The following is a 22,428-nucleotide window of genomic DNA, read 5'->3' as shown; positions in this document are numbered from 1 at the left end:
TGAGAACCGTGTGCAATTGCAATTGAATGCTATTTGACACCGGTGACCCTGTCGAGTCCCCCATTCGGGGGATGTCGCCGTTTACAGCTTGCGCACCACGCTGGCGTGCGCAGGCAGCGGTTGGCCGTTGTGATCCAGCGGCTGCATGTAGGCCAGCGCCTGGCCGGTGCTGCGCTCGATCAGCAGCGAATGCGCTTCGCCCGCCGCGAAGCAGTGGCGTTCGCCCCATTGGCGCAAGGCCACCAGCACCGGAAACAGGTCCTGGCCCGCGGCGGTCAGCACGTACTCGTGATAGGCGCTGCCATTGGCGGCGGGCTGCTGCTGCAGCAGCCCGGCGTCGAGCAGGCGCCGCAGACGGTCGCTGAGGATGTTGCGGGCCGCGCCCAGGCTGCGCTGGAAATCGCTGAAGCGGGCCACGCCATCGAAGGCGTCGCGCAGGATCAGCAGGGCCCAGCGGTCGCCGAGCAGATCAACGGTGCGGGCTACGGGGCAGGGGCTGTCAGCGTGCATGGGGACTCCGGAATCTGGTTGCAGTTTAAAACCGGAATCGCTACCGTGCATCTGGTTGCAAATCGAAACCACAATCATGAGCGTCTCTCTCCCTTCCTCGCTGCGCGGCCTGCTGGCCATCGCCGCTGGCGCCAGCGTGGCCAACGTCTATTACGCGCAACCGCTGCTGGCCGATCTGGCGCAGGCGTTCGCGCTGGCGCCCGCGCTGGCCGGGTGGGTGGTGGCCGCCACCCAGGCCGGCAGCGTGGTGGCCTTGCTGCTTCTGCTGCCGCTGGCCGATCGGCTGGATCGCCGGCGGATGCTGCGACTGCAGATGGGTGCACTGGTGTTGGCGCTGTTGGGGTTGGCCGCCGCGCAGACCGCCACGGCGTTGCTGCTGGGCATGGTGCTGGTGGGGTTGCTGGGCACGGCGCTGACCCAGGGGCTGATTGCGTGCACCGCCGGCCTGGCCGCCGAGCACGAACGGGGGCGCGCGGTGGGCACGGTGCAGGGCGGGGTGTTCATTGGCCTGTTGCTGGCGCGGGTGGTGTCCGGCAGCGTGGCCGCGCTGGCCGGCTGGCGCGCGGTGTACCTGCTGTCGGCGGTGCTGGTGGCGACGGTGGGGCTCCTGCTCTGGCGGCGACTGCCGGCCATGCCTGCACCGGCGGTCGTGCCGTCCGTGCGCGCGTTGTACGGCGGCATGCACGCCATGCTGCGTGGCAACCCGGCGTTGCGCGAACGCGGACCGTTGGCGCTGCTGCTGTTTGCCGGCTTGAACGTGTTCTGGGCGGCGGTGCCGCTGCCGCTGTCGGCGCCCGCGCTGGGCTGGTCCACGGCGGCCATCGGTGCGCTGGGCCTGGCCGGTGCGTTCGGCGCCGTGCTGGCCGCGCGCGTGGGGCAGTGGATGGACCGCGGGTTCGCCCATTGTGTGAGCCTGGCAGCGTTGCTGCTGATGCTGCTGGCCTGGTGGCCGCTGCTGGGCCTGCCGCAGTCGGTCGCGCTGCTGCTGCTGGGTGTAGTAGTGCTCGATCTTGGCGGGCAGGCGCTGCATGTGTCCAGCCAGGCGCTGCTGCTGCGCGCGCCGCCGCCGCAGCACGCGCGCCTGGTGGCGCTGTACATGCTGTTCTACGCGCTGGGCAGTGGCGCGGGCGGGGCGCTGGGACCGTGGTTGCAGATGCGCTGGGGCTGGGCCGCGGTGTGCGCGGCCGGCGCAGGCATTGCCCTGCTGGCGCTGGGCTGGTGGGCGCTCTGGCGCCGCACCGGCGTGCGCTAGCGCGGTTGTGCGCGCCGTCCCGGCGGTTCGGGCAATGCCGCGTCGGCCACCACCACGCGGTTGCGGCCGCCCCGTTTGGCCGCATACATCGCCGCGTCTGCACGCGCCATCAGGCGCTCGTAATCGGGGTGCCCATCGTGGCCGGCCACGCCGATGCTGGCGCTCAACGACAGCACCTGGCCATCGGCCAGCGCCACCGGCGATTGCGCGATCTGCCGGCGCAGGCCTTCGGCGATGACTGCCGCCTGCGACTGGCTGGCGGCCACCAGCACCACCACGAATTCCTCGCCGCCATAGCGGAACAGGTAGTCGCTGCCACGGGTGGATTGGCTGAGCAACGTTGCCACGTGCTGCAGGGCGCGGTCGCCGGCATCGTGGCCGTGGCCATCGTTGATGGCCTTGAAATGGTCCAGGTCCAGCAGCAGCAGCGAGAACGGGGTCTGGTGGCGGGTGGCCAGTTCGATCTCGCGGCGCAGCACGGTGGGCAGGAAACGGCGGTTGAGCAGGTTGGTCAGGGTGTCACTGCCCGCATCCAGTTCGCCGATGCGCTCGAACAGCAGGGTCATCAGCGTGCGGATGCTGGCCAGGTCTTCGCGGATGGCCGGCAGTTGGGCCAGGCGCTGTGCCGGGTTGTCTGCGATGGCATGCTGCAGCCCGCTGTCGATGCGGGCGATCAGTTGCCCCACCTGCTGGGTTTCGCTGCTTTCACCGAAACTGGGAATGCCCTTGTGGGTGAACCACAGGCCGAATTCGGAGGTGGCCAGGCTGGCGCTGTCGCTGCTGCTGGCATGGCCGGCCAGCGTGTACAGCAGGGCGTTTTCCCAATCCAGCAGCAGCGCACGCTGGCGCTCGCGTTCGGTGCTCACGTTCTGCACCAGCGAGAACAGCCGGTACGCTGCATCGGTACGCGACGATCGCTCGCGGGCATGGGTGTAGGCCAGCGTCATGCCTTCCATGGCGATGTCCATCACCGTACTCAGGCAATTGATGGCGGCAAAGGCGGTGGCGCTGTCGCTGGCCTGTGCCTGCAGGCGTGCGAACAGCTCGTGTTTCAGCACCCGCGCACCGCGGGTGACCAGATCCACCGGAATGCCCACGCGCGCGTGCACATCGCCGATCACCCGCTGCGCCGCGACACCGCTGGCAACGGCGTCGGCGCCGGTGCTGAGCAGTTGCACCAGCCAGCGCTGCATGGCCGGCTGCAGGCGATTCTTCACCTGCTCGTGGGACAGGAAGCGGCGGGCGCGGGCATCGTCCAGCAGCACTTCATAGAAGCGCTGCGCCAGCAGCGGCGGCGCGTCGCTGGCCACGTGGCGCAGCAGTGCGGTGGCGGCCGGGCCGGCCTGCTGCAGGCTGTGCCGCCAAGCGTCGGCCAGCGGCTGGCTGGCATCGTCCAGATGGGGTGTATCCACGGTGTTCTCGTGCGGTGTAAGGCGGCGTAGCGGTATCGGCTGCGGCGTCCGCCGGTTGAGTGCGGAGGCGAAGCCAGTTTACGTGCGGTGCAGCCTGCGCGGCGCGCGTGAGGGGGGGGGCGCACTGCAATGTTATAAACAGCGTAATAGTCTCCCGCGCCTGCGCGGCGTAGCCTGACCGCATTGCACAGGAACTTCGCCATGGGCCACGACCACGATCACCTGCCGTCCGAAATCCGCCATGAAAAGCCGCTGTGGTGGGCGCTGGGGCTGACCACCACGTTCCTGCTGGTGGAAGTGGTGGGCGCGTTCTGGACCAACAGCCTGGCGCTGCTGTCCGACGCGGCGCACATGGCCACCGATACGTTGGCGCTGATGATCGCGCTGGTGGCGGTGCGCTTGAGCCGGCGGCCGCCCGATGCGCGGCGCACCTATGGCTATGCGCGGCTGGAAGCGCTGGGCGCGATGATCAATGGCGCCATGCTGTTCGTGGTGGCCGCCTACATTCTGTGGGAAGCGATCGAGCGCTTCCGCCAGCCGCAGGACATCGCCTCGACCGGCATGCTGGTGATCGCCGCGATCGGGTTGGTGATCAACCTGATTTCCATGCGCCTGCTGCAGGCCGGCAGCGGTGAAAGCCTGAACGTGAAGGGCGCCTACCTGGAAGTGTGGGCCGACATGCTCGGTTCGGTGGCGGTGATCGTGGGCGCGCTGCTGATCCGCTGGACCGGCTGGAAGCCGATCGACCCGATCCTGGCCGTGCTCATCGGCCTGTGGGTGCTGCCACGTACCTGGGTGCTGATGCGCGAGGCCATCAACGTGCTGCTGGAGGGCGTGCCCAAGGGCACAGACGTAGCGCGGGTGCGCGCGCGGCTGGGCGACCACGATGCCGTGCTGGATGTGCACGACCTGCACATCTGGGCGCTGGCTTCCAGCACGCCGGCGCTGACCGCGCACGTGGTGATGCGCGAAGGCAGCGATGCCGACGCCCTGCGCCGCACGCTGGGCACGCGCCTGCATGAGGAGTTCGGTATCGATCACGTGACCCTGCAGATCGAGGCCGACCATTGCGGTGAAGCCTGCGGGCAACCGGCGAAGCACGATCATGACCATGACCATGACCATGATGCGCAGGGCCATCACGGCCACGTGCACCGGTAGCGGCGGGCCCGGCCCGGCGGGGCTACAATGCCAGCCTGCCTTTCCTCGCGTTGGAGATCCTGCAGTGACCCGTAAACTCGTACTGTTGCGCCACGGCCAGAGCCAGTGGAACCTGGACAACCGCTTCACCGGCTGGGTCGATGTCGATCTGACCGACCAGGGCCGCAGCGAGGCCGCCAACGCCGGCCGCCTGATGCGCGAAGAGGGCCTGCAGTTCGACGTCGCCCACACCTCGGTGCTGAAGCGCGCCATCCACACCCTGCAGGGTGCACTGGCCGAACTGGGCCAGGACTGGCTGCCGGTCAACAAGTCCTGGCGCCTCAATGAACGCCATTACGGCGGCCTGCAGGGCCTGGACAAGGCCGAGACCGCCGCCAAGCACGGCGAAGACCAGGTCAAGGTGTGGCGCCGTTCCTACGACATCCCGCCGCCGCCGATGGAGCTGGACGACCCGGGCCATCCGATCCACGACCGTCGCTATGCCGGCCTGGACCGCAACGCCCTGCCGGGCACCGAATCGCTGGCCACCACCCTGGACCGCGTGCTGCCGTACTGGCACGACGCCATCGCGCCGCAGCTGAAGGACGGCAAGACCGTGCTGGTCACCGCCCACGGCAACTCGCTGCGCGCGCTGTACAAGTACCTTAACAACGTGTCGCGCGAGGAAATCCTCGAGCTGAACATCCCGACCGGCATCCCGCTGCTGTTCGAACTGAACGACGACCTGACCGTGAAGTCGTTCCGTTACCTGGGCGACCCGGAAGCGGCGCGCAAGGCCGCCGAAGCGGTGGCCAACCAGGGCAAGGCGAAATAAGAAACAGAAGGCCGGCGCAAGCCGGCCTTTGCTTTTGTAGCGTCGAGCCATGCTCGACGGCTTCCCAACAGCAGTCGAGCATGGCTCGACTTTACAGATCGCACCGTCTGGGTGGCTGCGCGCTCAGCAGTCATACCCCCAGTCTTCCACATCCAGCGCACACCCCAGCAGCTCCCCCAACGGCGCCCGCTGTTCAAGCAGTCCATCCAGCGCCGCCTGATCGAACGTATCGCTACCCAGCACATCGAGCATCTGCGCGTTGTCGGTGCGCACGAACAGGGTGATGAAGCCACCCCCCTTGGCCGGCCGCATGCTGCCAATGCCGGCGCTGCGTACCGGCAGCGACAGCAGCAGACTGCGACCGTGCTGGCTGAACCCTGCGGTCCCGGCCTCAGCCGCGGACCATGCCAGCAGGTGCGCGCGTGGCGCCTCGGCCACCTGCGCGGCAATGGCGCCTGGCAGCTGTTCAACGTCCACCAGATACGGGTTGCTGGCATGCAGCCGGAGCGGTGCGTCCGCGCCTGTGGCAAGCGTGAGGATCTTCATGGCCGACGATGGTAACGGTCCGGCAGCGCCCTGTGACCTTTGGCCGGTCCCCCGCACCGCCATGCCCGCTAGGCTTGAGGATTCGCCGTCGGAGAGAGACTCCATGAACGTCCGCAACCTGGTCCCGCTGGGCCTGACCATCGCCATTGCTGCCTCGCTGGCCGCCTGTGGCAAGAATGAAACCGCGCCGGCGGCCACCGCCGATGCCAAGCCGGCCTTCGATCTGTCGCAGATCAAGACGCCGCTGATCTCGCTCAACAGCGCCGACCTGGACCCGTCCATCGCCGCGTGTTCCGACCTCAATGGCTTCGTCAACAGCAAGTGGCTGACCGCCAATCCGGTGCCGGGCGACCAGACCACCTGGGGCAGCTTCGAGATCCTGCGCGAGCGTTCGCTGGAAGTGCAGCACGCGCTGGTGCAGCAGGCCGCCGCCAGCCAGGCCAAGGCCGGTTCGGTGGAAGCCAAGATCGGTGATATCTGGAAGACCGGCAACGACGAAGCCAAGATCGAAGCGGCCGGCCTGGCGCCGCTGCAGCCGCAGCTGGACAAGATCGCCGCGCTGAACGACACCGCCACCATCACCCAGTACCTGCGCGACAGCCAGGCCGAGGGCAAGGGCGTGCTGTTCTCGCTGTTCGCCAATGCCGACTACAAGGATTCGGCCAACGTGATCGCCTACGTTGGCCAGGGCGGTCTGGGCCTGCCGGAGAAGGGGTATTACTTCGACGACGCGCAGGCCAAGATCCGCGATGCCTACGTGGCCTACATCGCCCAGGTGCTGACCCTGTCCGGCGTGGACGCGGCGCAGGCCGCCGAGCAGGCCAAGGCCGTGATGGCCTTCGAAACCCGCCTGGCCAAGGCCTCGATGTCGCGCATCGAAATGCGTGACCCGGCCAAGCGCTACAACCCGCTCAGCGCCGCCGACGCCGACAAGCTGACCCCGAACTTCAGCTGGACCGCGCTGTTTGACACCCTGAAGGTGCCGGCCGCGCAGAAGTTCTCGCTGGCCCAGCCGGGCTTCTTCGGTGAAATGGACAAGATGCTGGCCGACGTGCCGGCCAGCACCTGGCAGGCCTACCTGCGCTTCCACACCATCGACGATGCCTCGCCGTACCTGAGCAGCACCTTCGAAAAGGCCAACTTCGATTTCTACGGCACCACCCTGCGTGGCCAGAAGGAAATGCAGCCGCGCTGGAAGCGCGTGCTGGAATCGGTCAATGGTGGCATGGGTGAAGCCCTGGGCCAGCTGTACGTCGATGCGGTGTTCCCGGCCGAATCGAAGGTGGCCATGCAGCACCTGGTGGAAAACCTGTCGCAGGCGCTGAAGGCACGCCTGGAGCAGCTGCCGTGGATGGGCGAAGAAACCAAGAAGAAGGCGCTGGAGAAGTGGGCCAGCTTCACTCCGAAGATCGGTTACCCGGACAAGTGGCGTGACTGGGCGGGCCTGCAGACCAACGGTGACAGCTACCTGGGCAACATGCAGGCGGCGCGCGCGTTCAACTACCGCTACATGCTGGACAAGATCGGCAAGCCGGTGGACAAGACCGAGTGGGGCATGACCCCGCAGACGGTGAACGCCTACTACAACGCCACCAAGAACGAGATCGTGTTCCCGGCGGCGATCCTGCAGGCGCCGTTCTTCGATGCCAAGGCCGACCCGGCGCTGAACTACGGTGGCATCGGTGCGGTCATCGGCCACGAAATGATGCACGGCTACGACGATTCGGGCAGCCAGTTCGCCGCCAACGGCAACTTCGACAACTGGTGGACCGACGCGGACCGCAAGGCCTTCACCGAACGCACCGACCAGCTGGTGGCGCAGTTCGACGGCTACGAGTCGGTGCCGGGCGTGTTCGTGAAGGGCAAGCTGACCCTGGGTGAGAACATCGGCGACCTGGGCGGCCTGACCGTGGCCTACGACGCGCTGCAGATGGCGCTGAAGGAAGACCCGAAGGCGAATGTCGAGGTCGATGGTCACAGCCAGGACCAGCGCTTCTTCATGAACTGGGCCACCGTGTGGCGCCGCAACTTCACCGATGGCGAGCTGCGCGTGCGCCTGAACACCGATCCGCACGCACCGGCCAATTTCCGTGCCAATGGCGCGCCGTCGAACATGCCTTCGTTCGCCGCCGCGTTCCAGTGCAAGGCCGGCGATGCGATGGTGCGCGCCGACGACAAGCGCGTGGTGATCTGGTAATCCTCACCGCGCGAGCGTAGTTGCAGAAAGGCCCGGCGAACGCCGGGCCTTTTGCATGGCGGGGGGGAGAGCCGGGTAGAGTCGACTGTCAGTCGACTGCTCTTCCCACAGGCCGCGAAAATCCCGCGCTGCGCGCGGTAGTCGACTAACAGTCGACTCTACCCCAGTCGACGCAACCCCAGTCGACGCAACCCCCGTCGACGCAACCCCCGTCGACGCAACCCCGTCGACGCAACCCAGTCGATGCCACCCAGTCGATGCCACCCAGTCGATGCCATCCCGTCGACGCTACCGCGCGTTGGCGGGCGGTCAGGCCAGCGCGGGTTCGCGCTTCAGCATGCCGTGGAAGCGCTTGAGTACATACGGGTCGATCAGTCCGCCGGACTGCTCTTCCAGGATGCGCAGCACGGCGTCGTGTTCCATCGCGCCGCGGTAGGGGCGCGCGCTGGTCATTGCGTCGTAGGCATCGGCGATGGCGACGATGCGTGCACCCAGCGGAATCGATTCGCCGTGCAGGCCATCGGGATAGCCACTGCCATCGAAGGCTTCATGATGGGCACGGATCATCCGTGCCACCACCGTGGCGTCGCTGCGCCCGGTGGCCAGGAAGATGTGTTCGCCGCGCACCGGATGTTCGCGCATGATGTCGCGCTCCTCGTTGGTGTGGCGGCGCGGGCTCAGCAGCACGTCGTCGGGAATGCCGATCTTGCCGATGTCGTGGAAGCGCGCGGCCAGGCCGATCAACGCGCAGGCCTCGTCCTGCTGGTCGCAGTGCGCGGCCAGGCGCTGGGCCAGCACACCCACGCGGTCGCAGTGGTAGCGGGTGTAGGCATCGCGCATCTGCAGCGACATCGACAGCGCATCGATCAGGCAAGCATGTTCGTGCAGCAGGTCTGGGGCTTGGGAGTGGGGCATCGGCTTGGAAGCGCAGGCAGTGCGCGAAAGCGACCGGCCCGCAGCAGCGGGCCGGTCTGGAAGAGTGGCAGCTAGGGTAACGCGTGCGGCCTGTGCACCGTGTGGCGCGCTGGCCGCAGGTGCGATCAGCCGCTGGTCTGCAGCTGGATGCGGTTGGCCTTGGCGAACGCGTCCTGTGCATCGCTCAGCGTCTGCATGTCCGTGTCCATCTTGGTGGTGGCCTCATCCAGCGCCTGCAGCAGCGGCACCACCTGCTCTTCGCTGTAGCCATCGGGCAGGGCGGCGATCTTCTGCATCACTGCGAACATGTCGGCCGTGCTCTGCACCGAATCACGCAGGTCCTGGTGCAGGGCATCGGCATCCTTGCCGTGGGTCAGCAGCTCGATATGGGTCAGCCGGTCGGTGGCTTCCTTGTGTGCATTGCCCAGGCCGAAGCGGAACTGTTCCAGGCTCTTGCCGTCCTGCAGCGCGGCGTGGAAGGCTTCGCCACGCGCGCCTTCGGTCCACAGCTGGACCGTGTTCACCATGCTGTTCCAGCTGGCAACGTTCTCGTACAGGTAATCGCGGTTGCTCATGCCACTGTGGCAGGCGGCCAGCAGGCCCAGGCTGGTGGCAAGCAGAAGGGGGGCGAATCGATTCACAGCAACACTCCTTGTCGCGGGCGCAGGAACGAAGAGCGTGCCTTTCCACCGCCCGCAGCGGAAAGGCACCGGGGGATGCGGTCAGCGCACGGCCAGGGTCAGCAGCAGGGCGCGCGCGGCGTTGAAACGGTCTTCCGGCAACGGCAGCGGGTGCTTGATGCGCAGCTTGTCCGGCCCTTCCATTGCGTACAGGTTGGGCTGTTTCTGGATCAGCTGGATCACCGCCATCGGATCGATGTTCGGCTTGGATTCGAACACGATGCGGCCGCCGTTCTCGCCAAGATCCAGCTTGCGGATGCCCAGCGTGTTGGCCTGCAGCTTCAGCTCGGCAATGGCGAACAGGTTCTTGGCCGGATCGGGCAGCAGGCCGAAGCGGTCGATCATCTCCACCTGCAGTTCGCGCAGCTCGGCGCTGTCGCGCGCGCTGGAAATGCGCTTGTACAGCGTCAGGCGGGTATGCACGTCGGGCAGGTAGTCTTCCGGAATCAGTGCCGGCACATGCAGTTCGACCTCGGCGCCACGCACTTCTTCGCCGGCATCCAGGTCGGGCAGTTTGCCCTGGCGGATGCTGCGCACCGCGCGCTCCAGCAGTTCGGTGTACAGGCTGAAGCCCACCTCGGCCATCTGCCCGCTCTGGTCCTCACCCAGCAGCTCGCCGGCGCCACGGATTTCCAGATCGTGCGTGGCCAGGGTGAAGCCGGCGCCCAGTTCGTCCATCGAGGCAATCGCTTCCAGGCGCTTTTCAGCGTCCGGGGTGATCGAGCGGCGGTCGGGCACGACCAGGTAGGCATACGCACGGTGGTGCGAACGGCCCACGCGGCCGCGCAGCTGGTGCAGCTGGGCCAGGCCGAAGCGGTCGGCGCGGTTGATGATGATGGTGTTGGCGTTGGGGATGTCGATGCCCGATTCGATGATCGTGGTCGACAGCAGCACGTTGAAGCGCTGCTTCTGGAAGTCCAGCATCACCTTTTCCAGCTCGCGTTCGGGCATCTGCCCGTGGGCGATGCCGATGCGCGCTTCGGGCACCAGCTCGGACAGCTCGCGCTGCATGCGGCCGATGCTTTCCACGTCGTTGTGCAGGAAGTACAGCTGGCCACCGCGCGACAGCTCGCGCTGGAACGCCTCGCGCAGCAGCGCGTTGTCCCACTGGGTGATGAAGGTCTGCACCGCCAGCCGGTTCGGCGGCGGGGTGGCGATGATCGACAGGTCGCGCAGGCCGGCCATGGCCATGTTCAAGGTGCGCGGGATCGGGGTGGCGGTCAGGGTCAGCAGGTGCACGTTGGCGCGCAGCGCCTTCAGCGCTTCCTTCTGGCGCACGCCGAAACGCTGTTCCTCGTCGACGATGACCATGCCCAGGTCCTTGAACTTCACGTCCGGCTGCAGCAGGCGATGGGTGCCGACGATCACATCGATGGTGCCGGCGGCGACCTTCTCCAGCTCGGCCTTGATTTCCTTGCTGGTCTTGAAGCGCGACAGCACTTCGACCTTCATCGGGTAATCGGCGAAGCGGTCGCGGAAGTTGCGGAAATGCTGTTCGGCCAGCAGCGTGGTCGGCACCAGCACCGCCACCTGCTTGCCGGCGCTGGCCGCGGCGAAGGCGGCACGCACGGCCACTTCGGTCTTGCCGAAGCCGACGTCGCCGCAGACCACGCGGTCCATCGGCTGGCTGCTGGCCAGATCGCGCAGGGTGGCGTCGATGGCGGCCAGCTGGTCGGGGGTTTCCTCGAACGGGAAGCCGGCCGCGAACGGTTCGTACATGGCGCGGTCCACGTGCAGCGCCAACCCCGCGCGGGCCTGGCGGCGCGCCTGGATTTCCAGCAGCTCGGCGGCCACGTCGCGCACCTTTTCGGCAGCCTTGCGCTTGGCCTTGCTCCACTGCTCGCCGCCCAGCGAATGCAGCGGCGCTGTTTCCGCCGATGCGCCGGAATAGCGGCTGATCAGGTGCAGCTGGGCCACCGGTACGTACAGGCGGTCGCCCTTGGCGTACTCGATTTCCAGGAATTCGCCGGGCATGCCGCCCACGTCCATGGCAATCAGGCCGCGGTAGCGGCCCACGCCGTGGTCTTCGTGCACGATGGGCGCGCCTTCGGTCAGCTCGCCCAGGTCGCGGATGATCGCTTCGGGCTCGCGGCCGGCGCGACGCGTGCGGCGGGTGCTGCCCGCACGCTCGGGGAACAGCTGGCGCTCGGTGAGCACCGCAATGCGCGGTTCGTCCAGCGCGAAACCATCTTCCAGCGCCGCCACGGTAATGGCGAAACGCTCGGCGCTGTCCAGGAACGCCGGCAGATCGGCCAGCACCGGCGGCTTCAGTTCCGCGGCCTGCAGCACTTCCAGCAGGGCTTCGCGGCGGCCGGGTGAATCGGCCGCGATCAGCACCCGGCCCGGGTAATGGGCCAGGAAGGATTTCAGTGCATCACCGGCCGGCGCCTCGCGTGCGGCCACCGGCAGCGGCGGCAGCGGCTGGTCACCCAGCGCATGGGCATCGGCGATGCGCGCATGGTCGGCGGCCCACACTTCGATGCGCGCGGCATCGTTCAGGCGTTCGCGCAGCAGGTCCGGCGAGAGGTACAGCGCCGACGGCGGCAGCAGCGGCCGTTCCACATCGTGGCGGCGCTGTTCGTAACGCTCGGCGGTCTGGGTCCAGAAGGTCTCGGCGGCCTCACCGGCGCCGGCACACAGCACCGGCAGGCTGCCCGCCGGCAGGTAATCGAACAGCGTGGCAGTGCGTTCGAAGAACAGCGGCAGGTAGTACTCGATACCGGCCGGCGCCAGGCCGGATTTCAGATCCTGGTACAGCGCGCTGCGGCGCGTATCCACGTCGAAGCGTTCGCGCAGGGTGCCCAGCACGCGCGCAATGCTGGCCTCGTCCATCGGCACTTCGCGGCCGGGCAGCATGTGCACGGCCTCGACCTTGTCCAGCGAGCGCTGGCTTTCCGGGTCGAAGGCGCGGATCGAATCGATGTCCTCGTCCAGCAGTTCCACCCGCAGCGGCTCGTCGGCGCCCATCGGGAACACGTCCAGCAGGCCGCCGCGCACGGCGAAGTCACCCGGGTCCATAACCTGCGGCACGTTGCGGTAGCCGGCGCTTTCCAGGCGGCGCTTCTCCGCTTCCAGATCCAGGCGCTGGCCGACCTTCAGGTCGAAGCTGCCGCCGATCACATAGCTCTGCGGTGCCAGCTGCTGCAGCAGGGTCTGCACCGGCACGATCACCAGGCCACGCTTCAGCGCGGGCAGGCGGTGCAAAGCGGCCAGACGCTGGGAAATGATGTCCGGGTGCGGGCTGAAGCGGTCGTAGGGCAGCGTTTCCCAGTCCGGGAACGCGACCACCGGCAGCGACGGATCGGCCCCCAGCAGGGTGTGCAGATCGGCTTCCAGCTGGCTGGCGCCGTGGTTGTCACGGGCGATGACCAGCAGCGGCGCATCGTGCGCGCGTGCCGCCTGCACCAGGTACCAGGCCAGTGCAGTAGGCGAGGCGGGGGCGCGCCACCAGGCGCGAAGCTGGCCGGCACGGGGCAGCGGCGGGGCGGGGTATGAAGTACGCGACATGGACCGCCGATCTTAACAGATGCCCTTGTCGTGACCGTGTGCGTAACGGTTCCCACGTAGAGTCGAGCTTGCTCGACTGTCGCAACGCGGCTCGCCGGGCATGGCCCGGCGCTACCGGAATGTGTGTCGCATCGCGGCACGCCGGGCTTGGCCCGGCGTTACCTCAATTGTCCAGTTCCAGCACCATGCGCACCAGGCCTTCGGCGCCATTGGGGTGCGGCACCGGCTTGAAGCCCAGCGAGGCGGCCAGCTGCTTCATCGGCTCGTTTTCGGCAGCCACATCGCCGTACAGGCGGTCCAGGTACTTGCCGCGGCCCCACTTCACCAGCTTGCGCATCAGCTGCCGGCCCAGGCCCTGGCCGATCAGGAAGCGGCTGATCAGGATCGCGTACTCGGCTTCACGGGTACCGGGAATGATCGAGGCCCGCGCCACCGCACCCACCACCGCTTCACCGGCCGGCAGCGATTCGGCCGCCACCAGGGTGATCTCGGTCTTGGGGTTGGGGTGGGTCAGGCGCTGGGTGGTTTCCGGCGACAGCTCGGTCACCGCCTGCAGGAAACGGTCGCGGATTTCTTCCGGCCCGAACAGGCTGAAGGCGGCCTGCAGCGGCGCGCCATCTTCCGGGCGGATGGGGCGGATCAGCAGCTCGTGGCCGCTGGGAGCCTTGAAGATCTCATGCCAGGGCGGCATGCGGTTGCGAGTGGCCATACCGGGTGGTTCCTTGGTGGTCCATCGATTGTGGCATCACCGGGGCTGCGTTCCGTGAACAAAAGGCTCACGCAGGTACAGCCTCGTGAAGACGACCGATCGTCGCTTATTCGGCGGTCTTCAGCCAGTCCAGGCGGGTGGTGGCGCCGGGTTCACCCAGGTGCTGGCGCAATGCCGGCAGGGCCGGGCCGACCACCCGGTCGAACTGCCAAGGGGCGTTGAGCACCAGCATGCCACTGCCGTTGAGCCGTAGCGGGGAATCGTCCGGGCGCACCAGGAACTCGATGGTCAGGGCCGACTTCACCGGCAGGGCGGTGGCCTTGCGCAGGAAATGCAGGATGGTGCGGCGCTGCTTGATCGGGAACCAGACCGCGCAGGTGGCCTGCGGCCAGCGTGACAGGGTTTCGGCCAGTGCGGCCAGGATCGCCTGGTACTCGGCATCCTGCGCCTCGTAGGGCGGGTCGATCAGGACCAGGCCGCGGCCGATCTTGCTGCCATTGACCTTGGGCGGCAGCAGGGCGCGCAGTTGGCCGTAGCCGTCGCCGGGGTGCACGCCCACGCGGCTGTCGTGGGCGAACAGCGCCTTCAGCGAGGCGGCTTCGTCTTCCTGCAGCTCGCACACCGCCATGCGGTCCTGCGCGCGCATGGCCTGGGCGCTCAGCAGCGGCGAGCCGGGGTAGGTGATCATCGCCCCCACCGGGTTGTCGGCCTGCACCGCCTTCAGGTAGCGCTCCACCACCTCGGGCAGCTTGGGCTGGGCCATCAGGCGCATGATCCCGGATTCGGCCTCCAGGGTCTTGCGGCTCTCTTCGCTGGCCAGCAGGTAGCGGCCAGCGCCGCCATGGGTGTCCAGCACGAAGAACGGGCTGTCCTTGCGCTTGAAGCTGTCGATCAGGCCCAGCTGCACGATGTGCTTGAGGACATCGGCATGGTTGCCGGCATGGAAGGCGTGGCGATAGTTCATGGGCGGCAGTGTACGGGGCGGCGGCCGCAGCGGCTATGCTGCGCGCCATGACAGCGCCCGTTGCCCATGTGCTGGTGGTCGAAGATGAAGCCGCCATTGCCGAAACCGTGCTCTACGCCTTGCGCAGCGAAGGCTATGCGGCCAGCCACTGCCTGCTGGGCGGGGAGGCGCTGCAGCGCCTGCAGGCCGGCGGCATCGACCTGCTGGTGCTGGATGTGGGCCTGCCCGATCTGGGCGGCTTCGAGGTCTGCCGGCGCCTGCGCGCGCTGCCCGGCGCGGTGGCGCAGCTGCCGGTGATCTTCCTGACCGCCCGCAACGACGAACTGGACCGGGTGCTGGGCCTGGAGCTGGGCGCGGACGATTACATGACCAAGCCGTTTTCACCGCGCGAGCTGGTGGCGCGGGTACGCGCCCGCCTGCGTCGCGTGCCTGCGCCCGCTGTGGCCGGCCCGGCCGCGGCCGAGGAGGCCGGTTGGCGCGAAACCGGCGCCTTTGCGATCGACCGCGAGGGCCGGCGCATCCGTTTCCATGGCCAACCGCTGGAACTCACGCGCTATGAGTACGCCCTGCTGGAGGCCCTGCTGCAGCGCCCCGGCGCCATTCTCAGCCGCGCCCAGCTGATGGACCGTGGCTGGGACAGCAGCGCCGACAGCGCCGACCGCACGGTCGACACCCACGTAAAGACCCTGCGCGCCAAGCTGCGCGCGGCCGGCGCCAGCGATGACCCGATCCGCACCCACCGCGGCGTGGGTTACGCCTTGCAGGTGTAGCCATGCGGCTGATGCTGAAACTGTTCCTGGGCTTCTTCCTGATCGTGGGCATCGCCGCGTTCTTCGTGATGCGCGTGTTCGTGAACGAAGTGAAGCCCGGCGTGCGCCAGGCGATGGAATCGACCCTGGTGGACGCGGCCAACGTACTGGCCGAAATGGCCGCTGCCGACGTCAAGGCCGGCACCATCGGCAGTGGCAGCTTCACCCGCAACCTGGCCAAGGCGCGGCAGCGCGACCTGAAGGCCATGGTCTGGCGCTTCCCCAAGCGCGCGCTGGATTACCGGGTCACGATCACCGACGCGCGTGGCATCGTGATCTACGATTCGCTGGGGCGCGACGTGGGCCGCGACAATTCGCGCTGGAACGATGTCTACCGCACCCTGCGTGGCGAGTATGGCGCGCGCTCCAGCCCGGAAACCCCCGGCGAGGAAGGCAATACGGTGATGCACGTGGCCGCGCCGGTGTACGACCCGGCCGATGGCCACACGCTGATCGGCGTACTCAGCCTGGCCCAGCCCAACCGCAGCATCGATCCGTTCATTGCCGCCAGCCAGCGCGCCATCATCGAGCGCGGTGCGTGGCTGATCGGCCTGTCGGCGCTGGTGGGCATCCTGGTCACCGTGTGGCTGACCCGCGGCCTGGGCCAGCTCAGCCGCTACGCGCGTGCGGTTACCAACGGTGAGCCGGTGCCACCGCCCCGTCGCCGCCGCGACGAGATCGGCGAGCTGGGCCAGGCGCTGGAAACCATGCGCCGCAAGCTGGAAGGCAAGGCCTATGTCGAACAGTACGTGCAGTCGCTGACGCACGAAATGAAGAGCCCGCTGGCCGCGATCCGGGGTGCGGCCGAACTGCTGCAGGAACCGATGCCCGATGCGGACCGCGCGCATTTCGCCCGCAGCATCGTCGACCAGCAGCAGCGGCTGACCGAAACCATCGACAAGCTGCTGGCGCTGGCCGAAGTGGAACAGCACGGTTGGCTGCAGACCCGCGAGCCGATCGAGGCGGGCGCACTGCTGGACGAAGCGTCCAGCGCTGCCCAGGTGCGTGCGCAGGCGGCCGGCGTGCAGGTCACCGCGCAGGCGGCAGCGGGCCTGCAGGTACAGGGCGACGGGTACCTGTTGCGCCAGGCCCTGCACAACCTGATCGACAATGCGGTGGCGTTCTCGCCGCCTGGTGCCGTGGTGGAACTTTCCGCGCAGGCCGAGGGGCAGGGCGTTCGCCTGCAGGTGGCCGACCGTGGTGCCGGCATTCCCGATTACGCACGCGAGCGGGTGTTCGAGCGCTTCTACTCGCTGGCCCGGCCGGGCAGCGGTCGCCGCAGTTCAGGGCTGGGCCTGCCCTTCGTGCAGGAGGTGGCGCGCCTGCACGACGGCCGCACCGCCCTGGCCGCGCGCGAAGGCGGCGGTACCCTGGCCGAGCTGTGGTTGCCGACCGGCGGACCGGGCAAGCGGCCCCGCCGCTGACTTCACACTCACTTCAAATTCGCCACAAACCACGCTCACCGGCGGCGTCCATCCTGCAGTCCTCTCCAACGAGGATGGACCATGAAATCCCTGAAGATGCTGCTGCGGTTCGCCATTGTCGGCGGCCTGATCCTGCTGCTTCTGATCCCGCTGATGATGATCCGCAGCGTCATCAGCGAGCGCAGCAACTATCGCGATGAAGCGTTCTCGCGCGTGGCCGAAAGCCGCGCCGGCACCCAGCAGCTGATCGGCCCGGTGCGAGTGGTGCCGTGGGTGGAGCGCCAGCAGGTGGAGGTGGTGGACGCTCAGGGCGTGAAGAAGACCGAGCTGCAGACCACCGAGGGCCAATGGCTGCAGGTGCCCACCACGCTCGACGTGAACGGTGAGCTGCTGCCCAGCCAGCGCTCGGTGGGCCTGTTCAAAGTGCCGGTGTACAGCTGGAACGGCCAGATCAAGGCGACCTTCGCCGCCGACGACTACCCGGTGAAGACCGGCCGCACCTACGGTCAGCCCTACGTGGCACTGGGCGTATCGGACGCCCGCGGGCTGGTCGGTACGCCGAACCTGCGCGTGGATGGCAAGCAGGTTCGACTGCAGCCGGGTGTGGGCGCGGCCGACGCGCTGGGCCGTGGCCTGCATGCGCCGGTGGCCGGCTTCGCCGATGCCAGTGGCGGCAGCCTGGCGGCCAGCAGCGTGGAACTGGAACTGCGCCTGGATGGCAGCCGCGCGCTGTCGGTAGTGCCGCTGGGCGACGACAACCAGATTGCCCTGCGCTCGAGCTGGCCGCACCCCTCGTTCACCGGCGCGTTCCTGCCCAACGAGCGCCGCGTGGACGCACAGGGCTTCGATGCGCGCTGGGCGGTATCGTCGCTGGCCTCGGACGCGCAGCACCAGTTGCGCAAGGGCGGCGATCTTGATGCACAGGCGGTAGCGGTTTCGCTGGTGGACCCGGTGGACAGCTACACCCAGGCCGATCGTGCATCCAAGTACGGCGTGCTGTTCATCGTGCTCACCTTCGTCGGTTTCATTCTGTTCGAACTGATCAAGGCGCTGCGCATCCATCCGCTGCAGTACCTGATGGTGGGCCTGGCGCTGGCGATCTTCTTCCTGCTGCTGATCAGCCTTTCCGAGCACATCGCGTTCTGGCAGGCCTACCTGGTCTCGGCCGTGGCCTGTATCGGGCTGCAGGCGGTGTATCTGGCCAATGTGCTGGGGCACTGGAAACGCGGGCTGGGCTTTGCGGCGATGCTGACGCTGCTGTACGGCGCGCTGTACGGGCTGCTGGTCTCGGAAAACAACGCGCTGCTGATGGGTTCGCTGCTGCTGTTTGCGATCCTGGCCGTGGCGATGTGGGTCACCCGCCGCGTGGACTGGTACGCGCTGGGCAGCGAGCAGAAGTAAGGAGCACACCATGGGCTGGCGCCAGGGATTGCGGCAACGGGCACAGCAGGGCATCCCGTCCCTGCTGGAAGTGGATGCATTGCTGCAGGCACATGGGGTGCTGGCGGCCCTGCCGGGGGCACGGATCGCCCCCGGCCTGGTCCGCTTCCAGCTGGCTGCGGTGAGCTGCGAAGGGCTGCGGCAGCAGGGATTGGCGTGGTTGAACAACGCCCGGCAGGGGCGCGGTGCGCTGGCCGGGCGGGTGCCACGCTACCGGCCCTGGCAGGCCGGGGCGGCCGCACTGCAGGCCATCGGCATCGACGGTCTGCCGGCAGACTGGCCGGCGCACGCCGCGGTCTATGGCTGCAGCAGCATCGACCAGCGGCACTGGTTGCTGCTGCTGCCGGAACGGGCGCAGCTGTGGCTGGGCTGGCGCGGCTAGCGGCAGGCACAATGCGCTGTCATCAGGAGAAGCAATGCCATGGACATCGTAAGACTGAGCGAGACCGGCGACGGCTATGACATCGATACGACGGGCTGGGATGCCTACGTAGCGTCGATCGCAGCGGGGCTTCCGGCGCCGGTGAAAGCGTTCGTGGCGGCACCGTGGCGCTACGACTTCAGCGATCCCCGCTGCCTGCATGACGCGCGGCTTGAACAGCTGGCGCTCAGCGAGGGGGAAGACGAGAACGGTCGCCCCCATCAGGTCCTGCTGGTGCTGCAGGGCGCCTGGGGCGGGCGCATCGAACTTCGCTACGGGCAGGTGTCGCGGCTGCGGGTGGACAAGCACGGCGGGCCCTCGGAGGGATTCGGCGACCTGCTGCTGGAGGAGCTGGTGGTGGTCGGCGCCGGCAGCTTCCGCCACGAACTGGTGTTCGTCGAGGGCACACTGCTGCTGGAGTTCAGCGATTTCGGCGAAACCCAGATCGATGTTCCCGTGCCGGAAGTGGCGGGCCCATGACCGATGGGACGGGGGCTGCCCGCCGCCGCTGGCTAGACTCGAACGCTTGATGATCGAGCCGAAGGGCAGGGGTGCGGCGTGTTGAAGTGGGGTGTGCTGGCAGCAGCGCTGGTGATGGGCGGCAACGCAGGGGCGCAGCAGCGCGAACCGGTCGACCTGGACATGGTCAGCCGTATCCGCCAGGAGGCGTTCCACCGCTCGCAGGTGATGGACACCTTCAGCTATCTTACCGAGCGCATCGGACCGCGCCTGACCAATTCGCCGGCGATGGGCCGCGCCAACGCCTGGACCCGCAGCAAGTTCAGCGAATGGAAGCTGGACAACGTGCACGACGAAGCCTTCGATGACTTCGGCCGTGGCTGGGAGTTCACCTCGGCCAGCGTGGAAATGCTGGGCGACCGCGTGCAGCCGCTGCATGCCCTGCCCAAGGCGTGGACGCCGGGCACGAACGGGCCGGTGGAAGGCGAACTGCTGCAGGTGGAAATCAAGAAGCCGGAGGACATCGAGAAGTACCGCGGCAAGCTGCGCGGCAAGATCCTGCTGCTGGGCGAGGCGCGCGAGTACAAGCGCGGTACCGAGGCCGATTCGCACCGCCACGACGCCACCTCGCTGGAAGGCCTGCAGGAGTTCACCGTGCCCAAGGATGCCGCCGCCGAACGGGCCAAGCGGGTGAAGGAATACAAGGAACGCCAGGAACTGGCGGCCAAGGTCAATGCGTTCTTCGTGGAAGAGGGCGCGCTGGCCGCGATCAGCATCAGCAGCTGGGACAACGGCATCATCCGCGTGGCCGGCGGCGGCTCGCGCAAGGCCGGCGAATCGGTGGGCATTCCCGAACTGGCGATGATCGCCGAGCACTTCAACCCGCTGGTACGCGCGCTGGCGGCCAAGCAGACCGTGCGCCTGCGCGTGGATGTGGCCGCACGCTTCACCGACGAGGCCGACCAGCCCGGTTACAACACGCTGGCCGAGATCCGTGGCAGCAGCAAGCCCGATGAAGTGGTGATGATCGGTGCCCACCTGGATTCGTGGCACAGCGGCACCGGCGCGGCCGACAACGCCGCCGGCGTGGCAGTGATGATGGAAGCCATGCGCATCCTCAAGGCCACCGGCGCCAAGCCCAAGCGCACCATCCGGGTGGCGCTGTGGAGTGGTGAGGAACAGGGCCTGATCGGCTCGCAGGCCTACGTGGCCAAGCACTTCGGTCGTTTCCCCGAACCCACCGATGCGGCACAGAAGGCACTGCCGGCCTCGCTGCGCGAGCCCACCGGCGCACTGCAGAAGACCCGCGATTACAGCAGGTTCCAGGTCTACTTCAACATGGACAACGGCTCGGGCCGCTTCCGTGGCATCTATGCGCAGGAAAACCTGGCGGCCATGCCGATCTTCGAGGCCTGGCTGGCCCCGTTCCACGATGTGGGCGCGACCACCGTGGCCACCCGCAACACCGGCAGCACCGACCACATCAGCTTCGACCGCATCGGCCTGCCGGGCTTCCAGTTCATCCAGGACCGGCTGGATTACTTCACCAACGTGCACCACAGCCATCTGGATACCTGGGACCACGCCGAGCCGGACGACCTGAAGCAGGCGGCGGCGATCGTGGCGTCGTTTGCCTACAACGCGGCGATGCGTGAGCAGTCCTTCCCGCGCAAGGCTGAACCGCAGCCCTGAAAAACCGGGCGGCAGGGGCCGGGCGCACCGGTCCCTGCTTGCCTTTCCGGGGCTGGTGGTAAAATCGGCGGATTCCCGTTCCCCGAGCGCCCCATGATCTGCCGCACCCGCTTCGCCCCCAGCCCCACCGGTTACCTGCACATCGGCGGTGCCCGCACCGCGCTGTACTGCTGGCTGGAGGCCCGCCACCGTGGCGGCGAGTTCGTGCTGCGCATCGAAGACACCGACCGTGAACGCAGCACCCAGGGCGCGATCGACGCGATCCTGGAGGCGATGGACTGGCTGGGCCTGGACTACGACGTCGGCCCGATCTACCAGACCGACCGCGTGGCCCGTTACCTGGAAGTGGCCGAACAGCTGGTGGCCGACGGCAAGGCGTACTACGCCTACGAGACCCGCGAAGAGCTGGACGCCATGCGCGAGGCCGCCATGGCCAAGCAGGAAAAGCCGCGTTACAACGGCGCCGCGCGCGAGCTGGGCCTGCCGCGCAAGGACGACCCGAACCGCGTCATCCGCTTCAAGAACCCGCTGGAAGGCACCGTGGTGTTTGACGACCTGATCAAGGGCCGCATCGAAATCGCCAACAGCGAGCTGGATGACATGGTCATCTTCCGCCCGGACGGCTACCCCACCTACAACTTCGCGGTGGTGGTGGACGACTGGGACATGGGCATCAGCGAGGTCATCCGCGGCGACGACCACATCAACAACACCCCGCGCCAGATCAACCTGTACGAAGGCATCGGCGCGCCGGTGCCGAAGTTCGGCCACATGCCGATGATCCTGGACGAGCAGGGCGCCAAGCTGTCCAAGCGCACCGGCGCGGCCGACGTGATGCAGTACAAGGATGCCGGTTACCTGCCCGACGCCCTGCTGAGCTACCTGGCCCGGCTGGGCTGGTCGCACGGTGACCAGGAGCTGTTCAGCCGCCAGGAACTGATCGAGCTTTTCGACGTGAGCAACTGCAATTCCAAGGCCTCGCGCCTGGACATGGCCAAGCTGGGCTGGGTCAACCAGCACTTCCTGAAGACCGAGGAGGCGGCCAGCATCGTGCCGCACCTGGTCTACCAGCTGGAAAAGCTGGGCCTGGACGTGGCCGCCGGCCCGGCCCCGGTGGACGTGGTGATTGCCCTGCGCGAGCGCGTGCAGACCCTGAAGGAAATGGCCGAGAAGGCCGTGGTCTGGTACCAGCCGCTGACCGAGTACGACGAGGCGGCGGTCGCCAAGCACTTCAAGGCCGGCGCCGAGCTGCCGCTGGGCAAGGCCCGCGAGCTGCTGGCCGCGTTGCCGGAATGGACCGCCGAGGCCGTGGGCGTGGCCCTGCACGATGCCGCCGCCGCGCTGGAGATCGGCATGGGCAAGGTCGCCCAGCCGCTGCGCGTGGCCATCACCGGCACCCAGGTCAGCCCTGACATTTCCCATACCGTGTATCTGGCCGGCCGCGAGCAGGCCTTGAAACGCATCGATGTGGCCATTACCAAGGTAGCAGCGGCCTGAGCCCTGCGGCCCAGCCCCG

The 22,428-nt window shown here is 67.8% G+C and carries 19 protein-coding genes; 11 read left to right on the top strand and 8 right to left on the bottom strand.

Features of this window, described 5'->3' with window-relative positions; all coding sequences use genetic code 11:
• Positions 1-81 precede the first annotated feature (81 nt).
• A complete protein-coding gene (locus tag AC06FA_RS03230; RefSeq protein WP_478067096.1) occupies positions 82-510 on the bottom strand; it encodes a winged helix-turn-helix transcriptional regulator in 429 nt (142 codons plus the stop codon).
• 76 nt (positions 511-586) lie between these two features.
• Here AC06FA_RS03230 and AC06FA_RS03225 point away from each other — a divergent pair, with 76 nt between their 5' ends.
• Positions 587-1,762, top strand: a complete 1,176-nt coding sequence (locus tag AC06FA_RS03225) for an MFS transporter (protein WP_478067095.1) — start codon at positions 587-589, stop codon at positions 1,760-1,762.
• Here AC06FA_RS03225 and AC06FA_RS03220 read toward each other — a convergent pair.
• Positions 1,759-3,174, bottom strand: a complete 1,416-nt coding sequence (locus tag AC06FA_RS03220) for a diguanylate cyclase (RefSeq protein ID WP_478067093.1) — start codon at positions 3,172-3,174, stop codon at positions 1,759-1,761. The genes AC06FA_RS03225 and AC06FA_RS03220 overlap by 4 nt on opposite strands.
• A gap of 201 nt (positions 3,175-3,375) precedes the next feature.
• Here AC06FA_RS03220 and AC06FA_RS03215 point away from each other — a divergent pair, with 201 nt between their 5' ends.
• Together AC06FA_RS03215 and gpmA are read left to right on the top strand one after the other, a co-directional pair.
• Positions 3,376-4,335: a cation diffusion facilitator family transporter gene (locus AC06FA_RS03215; protein WP_478067092.1), complete on the top strand. Its 960-nt coding sequence runs from the start codon at positions 3,376-3,378 to the stop codon at positions 4,333-4,335.
• 64 nt (positions 4,336-4,399) lie between these two features.
• Positions 4,400-5,149, top strand: a complete 750-nt coding sequence (gene gpmA / locus AC06FA_RS03210; RefSeq protein ID WP_108749003.1) for a 2,3-diphosphoglycerate-dependent phosphoglycerate mutase — start codon at positions 4,400-4,402, stop codon at positions 5,147-5,149.
• A 123-nt stretch (positions 5,150-5,272) separates the two neighbouring features.
• Here gpmA and AC06FA_RS03205 read toward each other — a convergent pair whose 3' ends face one another.
• A complete protein-coding gene (locus AC06FA_RS03205; protein ID WP_478067090.1) occupies positions 5,273-5,695 on the bottom strand; it encodes a hypothetical protein in 423 nt (140 codons plus the stop codon).
• 103 nt (positions 5,696-5,798) lie between these two features.
• On the opposite strand from AC06FA_RS03205, the gene AC06FA_RS03200 reads away from it, so the two are divergent.
• Positions 5,799-7,892, top strand: a complete 2,094-nt coding sequence (locus AC06FA_RS03200; protein ID WP_478067088.1) for a M13 family metallopeptidase — start codon at positions 5,799-5,801, stop codon at positions 7,890-7,892.
• A 309-nt stretch (positions 7,893-8,201) separates the two neighbouring features.
• On the opposite strand, the gene AC06FA_RS03195 is transcribed toward AC06FA_RS03200, so the two are convergent.
• From AC06FA_RS03195 to AC06FA_RS03175, 5 genes are all read right to left on the bottom strand, one after another.
• Positions 8,202-8,807 (bottom strand): HD-GYP domain-containing protein, encoded by a 606-nt coding sequence (locus tag AC06FA_RS03195; RefSeq protein WP_478067086.1) that lies wholly within the window; start codon positions 8,805-8,807, stop codon positions 8,202-8,204.
• Positions 8,808-8,932: 125 nt separating this feature from the next.
• On the bottom strand, positions 8,933-9,448 hold the full coding sequence (locus AC06FA_RS03190) for a hypothetical protein (RefSeq protein ID WP_478067085.1): 516 nt from the start codon (positions 9,446-9,448) through the stop codon (positions 8,933-8,935).
• A gap of 81 nt (positions 9,449-9,529) precedes the next feature.
• Positions 9,530-12,994, bottom strand: coding sequence for a transcription-repair coupling factor (gene mfd / locus AC06FA_RS03185; protein ID WP_478067084.1), 3,465 nt, complete (start codon positions 12,992-12,994; stop codon positions 9,530-9,532).
• A 163-nt stretch (positions 12,995-13,157) separates the two neighbouring features.
• Positions 13,158-13,703, bottom strand: a complete 546-nt coding sequence (locus tag AC06FA_RS03180) for a GNAT family N-acetyltransferase (protein ID WP_019659177.1) — start codon at positions 13,701-13,703, stop codon at positions 13,158-13,160.
• Positions 13,704-13,809: 106 nt separating this feature from the next.
• Entirely contained in the window at positions 13,810-14,667 is an 858-nt protein-coding gene (locus AC06FA_RS03175) for a 23S rRNA (adenine(2030)-N(6))-methyltransferase RlmJ (protein WP_478067083.1), read from the bottom strand.
• A gap of 35 nt (positions 14,668-14,702) precedes the next feature.
• Between AC06FA_RS03175 and creB the strand changes: the two genes are divergently transcribed.
• The 7 genes from creB (at position 14,703) to gltX (ending at position 22,409) form a co-directional block, all read left to right on the top strand.
• Entirely contained in the window at positions 14,703-15,437 is a 735-nt protein-coding gene (gene creB / locus AC06FA_RS03170; protein WP_478067082.1) for a two-component system response regulator CreB, read from the top strand.
• 2 nt (positions 15,438-15,439) lie between these two features.
• Positions 15,440-16,900: a two-component system sensor histidine kinase CreC gene (creC, locus tag AC06FA_RS03165; protein ID WP_478067080.1), complete on the top strand. Its 1,461-nt coding sequence runs from the start codon at positions 15,440-15,442 to the stop codon at positions 16,898-16,900.
• Positions 16,901-16,981: 81 nt separating this feature from the next.
• A complete protein-coding gene (gene creD, locus AC06FA_RS03160; RefSeq protein ID WP_478067079.1) occupies positions 16,982-18,301 on the top strand; it encodes a cell envelope integrity protein CreD in 1,320 nt (439 codons plus the stop codon).
• A 10-nt stretch (positions 18,302-18,311) separates the two neighbouring features.
• Positions 18,312-18,722, top strand: coding sequence for a hypothetical protein (locus AC06FA_RS03155; RefSeq protein ID WP_478067077.1), 411 nt, complete (start codon positions 18,312-18,314; stop codon positions 18,720-18,722).
• Between the two features lie 39 nt (positions 18,723-18,761).
• Complete coding sequence (locus AC06FA_RS03150) at positions 18,762-19,241, top strand: hypothetical protein (protein WP_478067076.1); 480 nt, start codon at positions 18,762-18,764, stop codon at positions 19,239-19,241.
• A 78-nt stretch (positions 19,242-19,319) separates the two neighbouring features.
• Positions 19,320-20,912, top strand: a complete 1,593-nt coding sequence (locus tag AC06FA_RS03145) for a M20/M25/M40 family metallo-hydrolase (protein ID WP_478067074.1) — start codon at positions 19,320-19,322, stop codon at positions 20,910-20,912.
• A 93-nt stretch (positions 20,913-21,005) separates the two neighbouring features.
• Positions 21,006-22,409, top strand: coding sequence for a glutamate--tRNA ligase (gltX, locus tag AC06FA_RS03140; protein ID WP_478067073.1), 1,404 nt, complete (start codon positions 21,006-21,008; stop codon positions 22,407-22,409).
• Positions 22,410-22,428 lie beyond the last annotated feature (19 nt).

It is taken from the genome of Stenotrophomonas sp. Steno-C17, from assembly GCF_056393165.1.
Note: the sequence above shows the minus strand (reverse complement) of the source record. Positions and strands in the feature narration are given on the sequence as shown.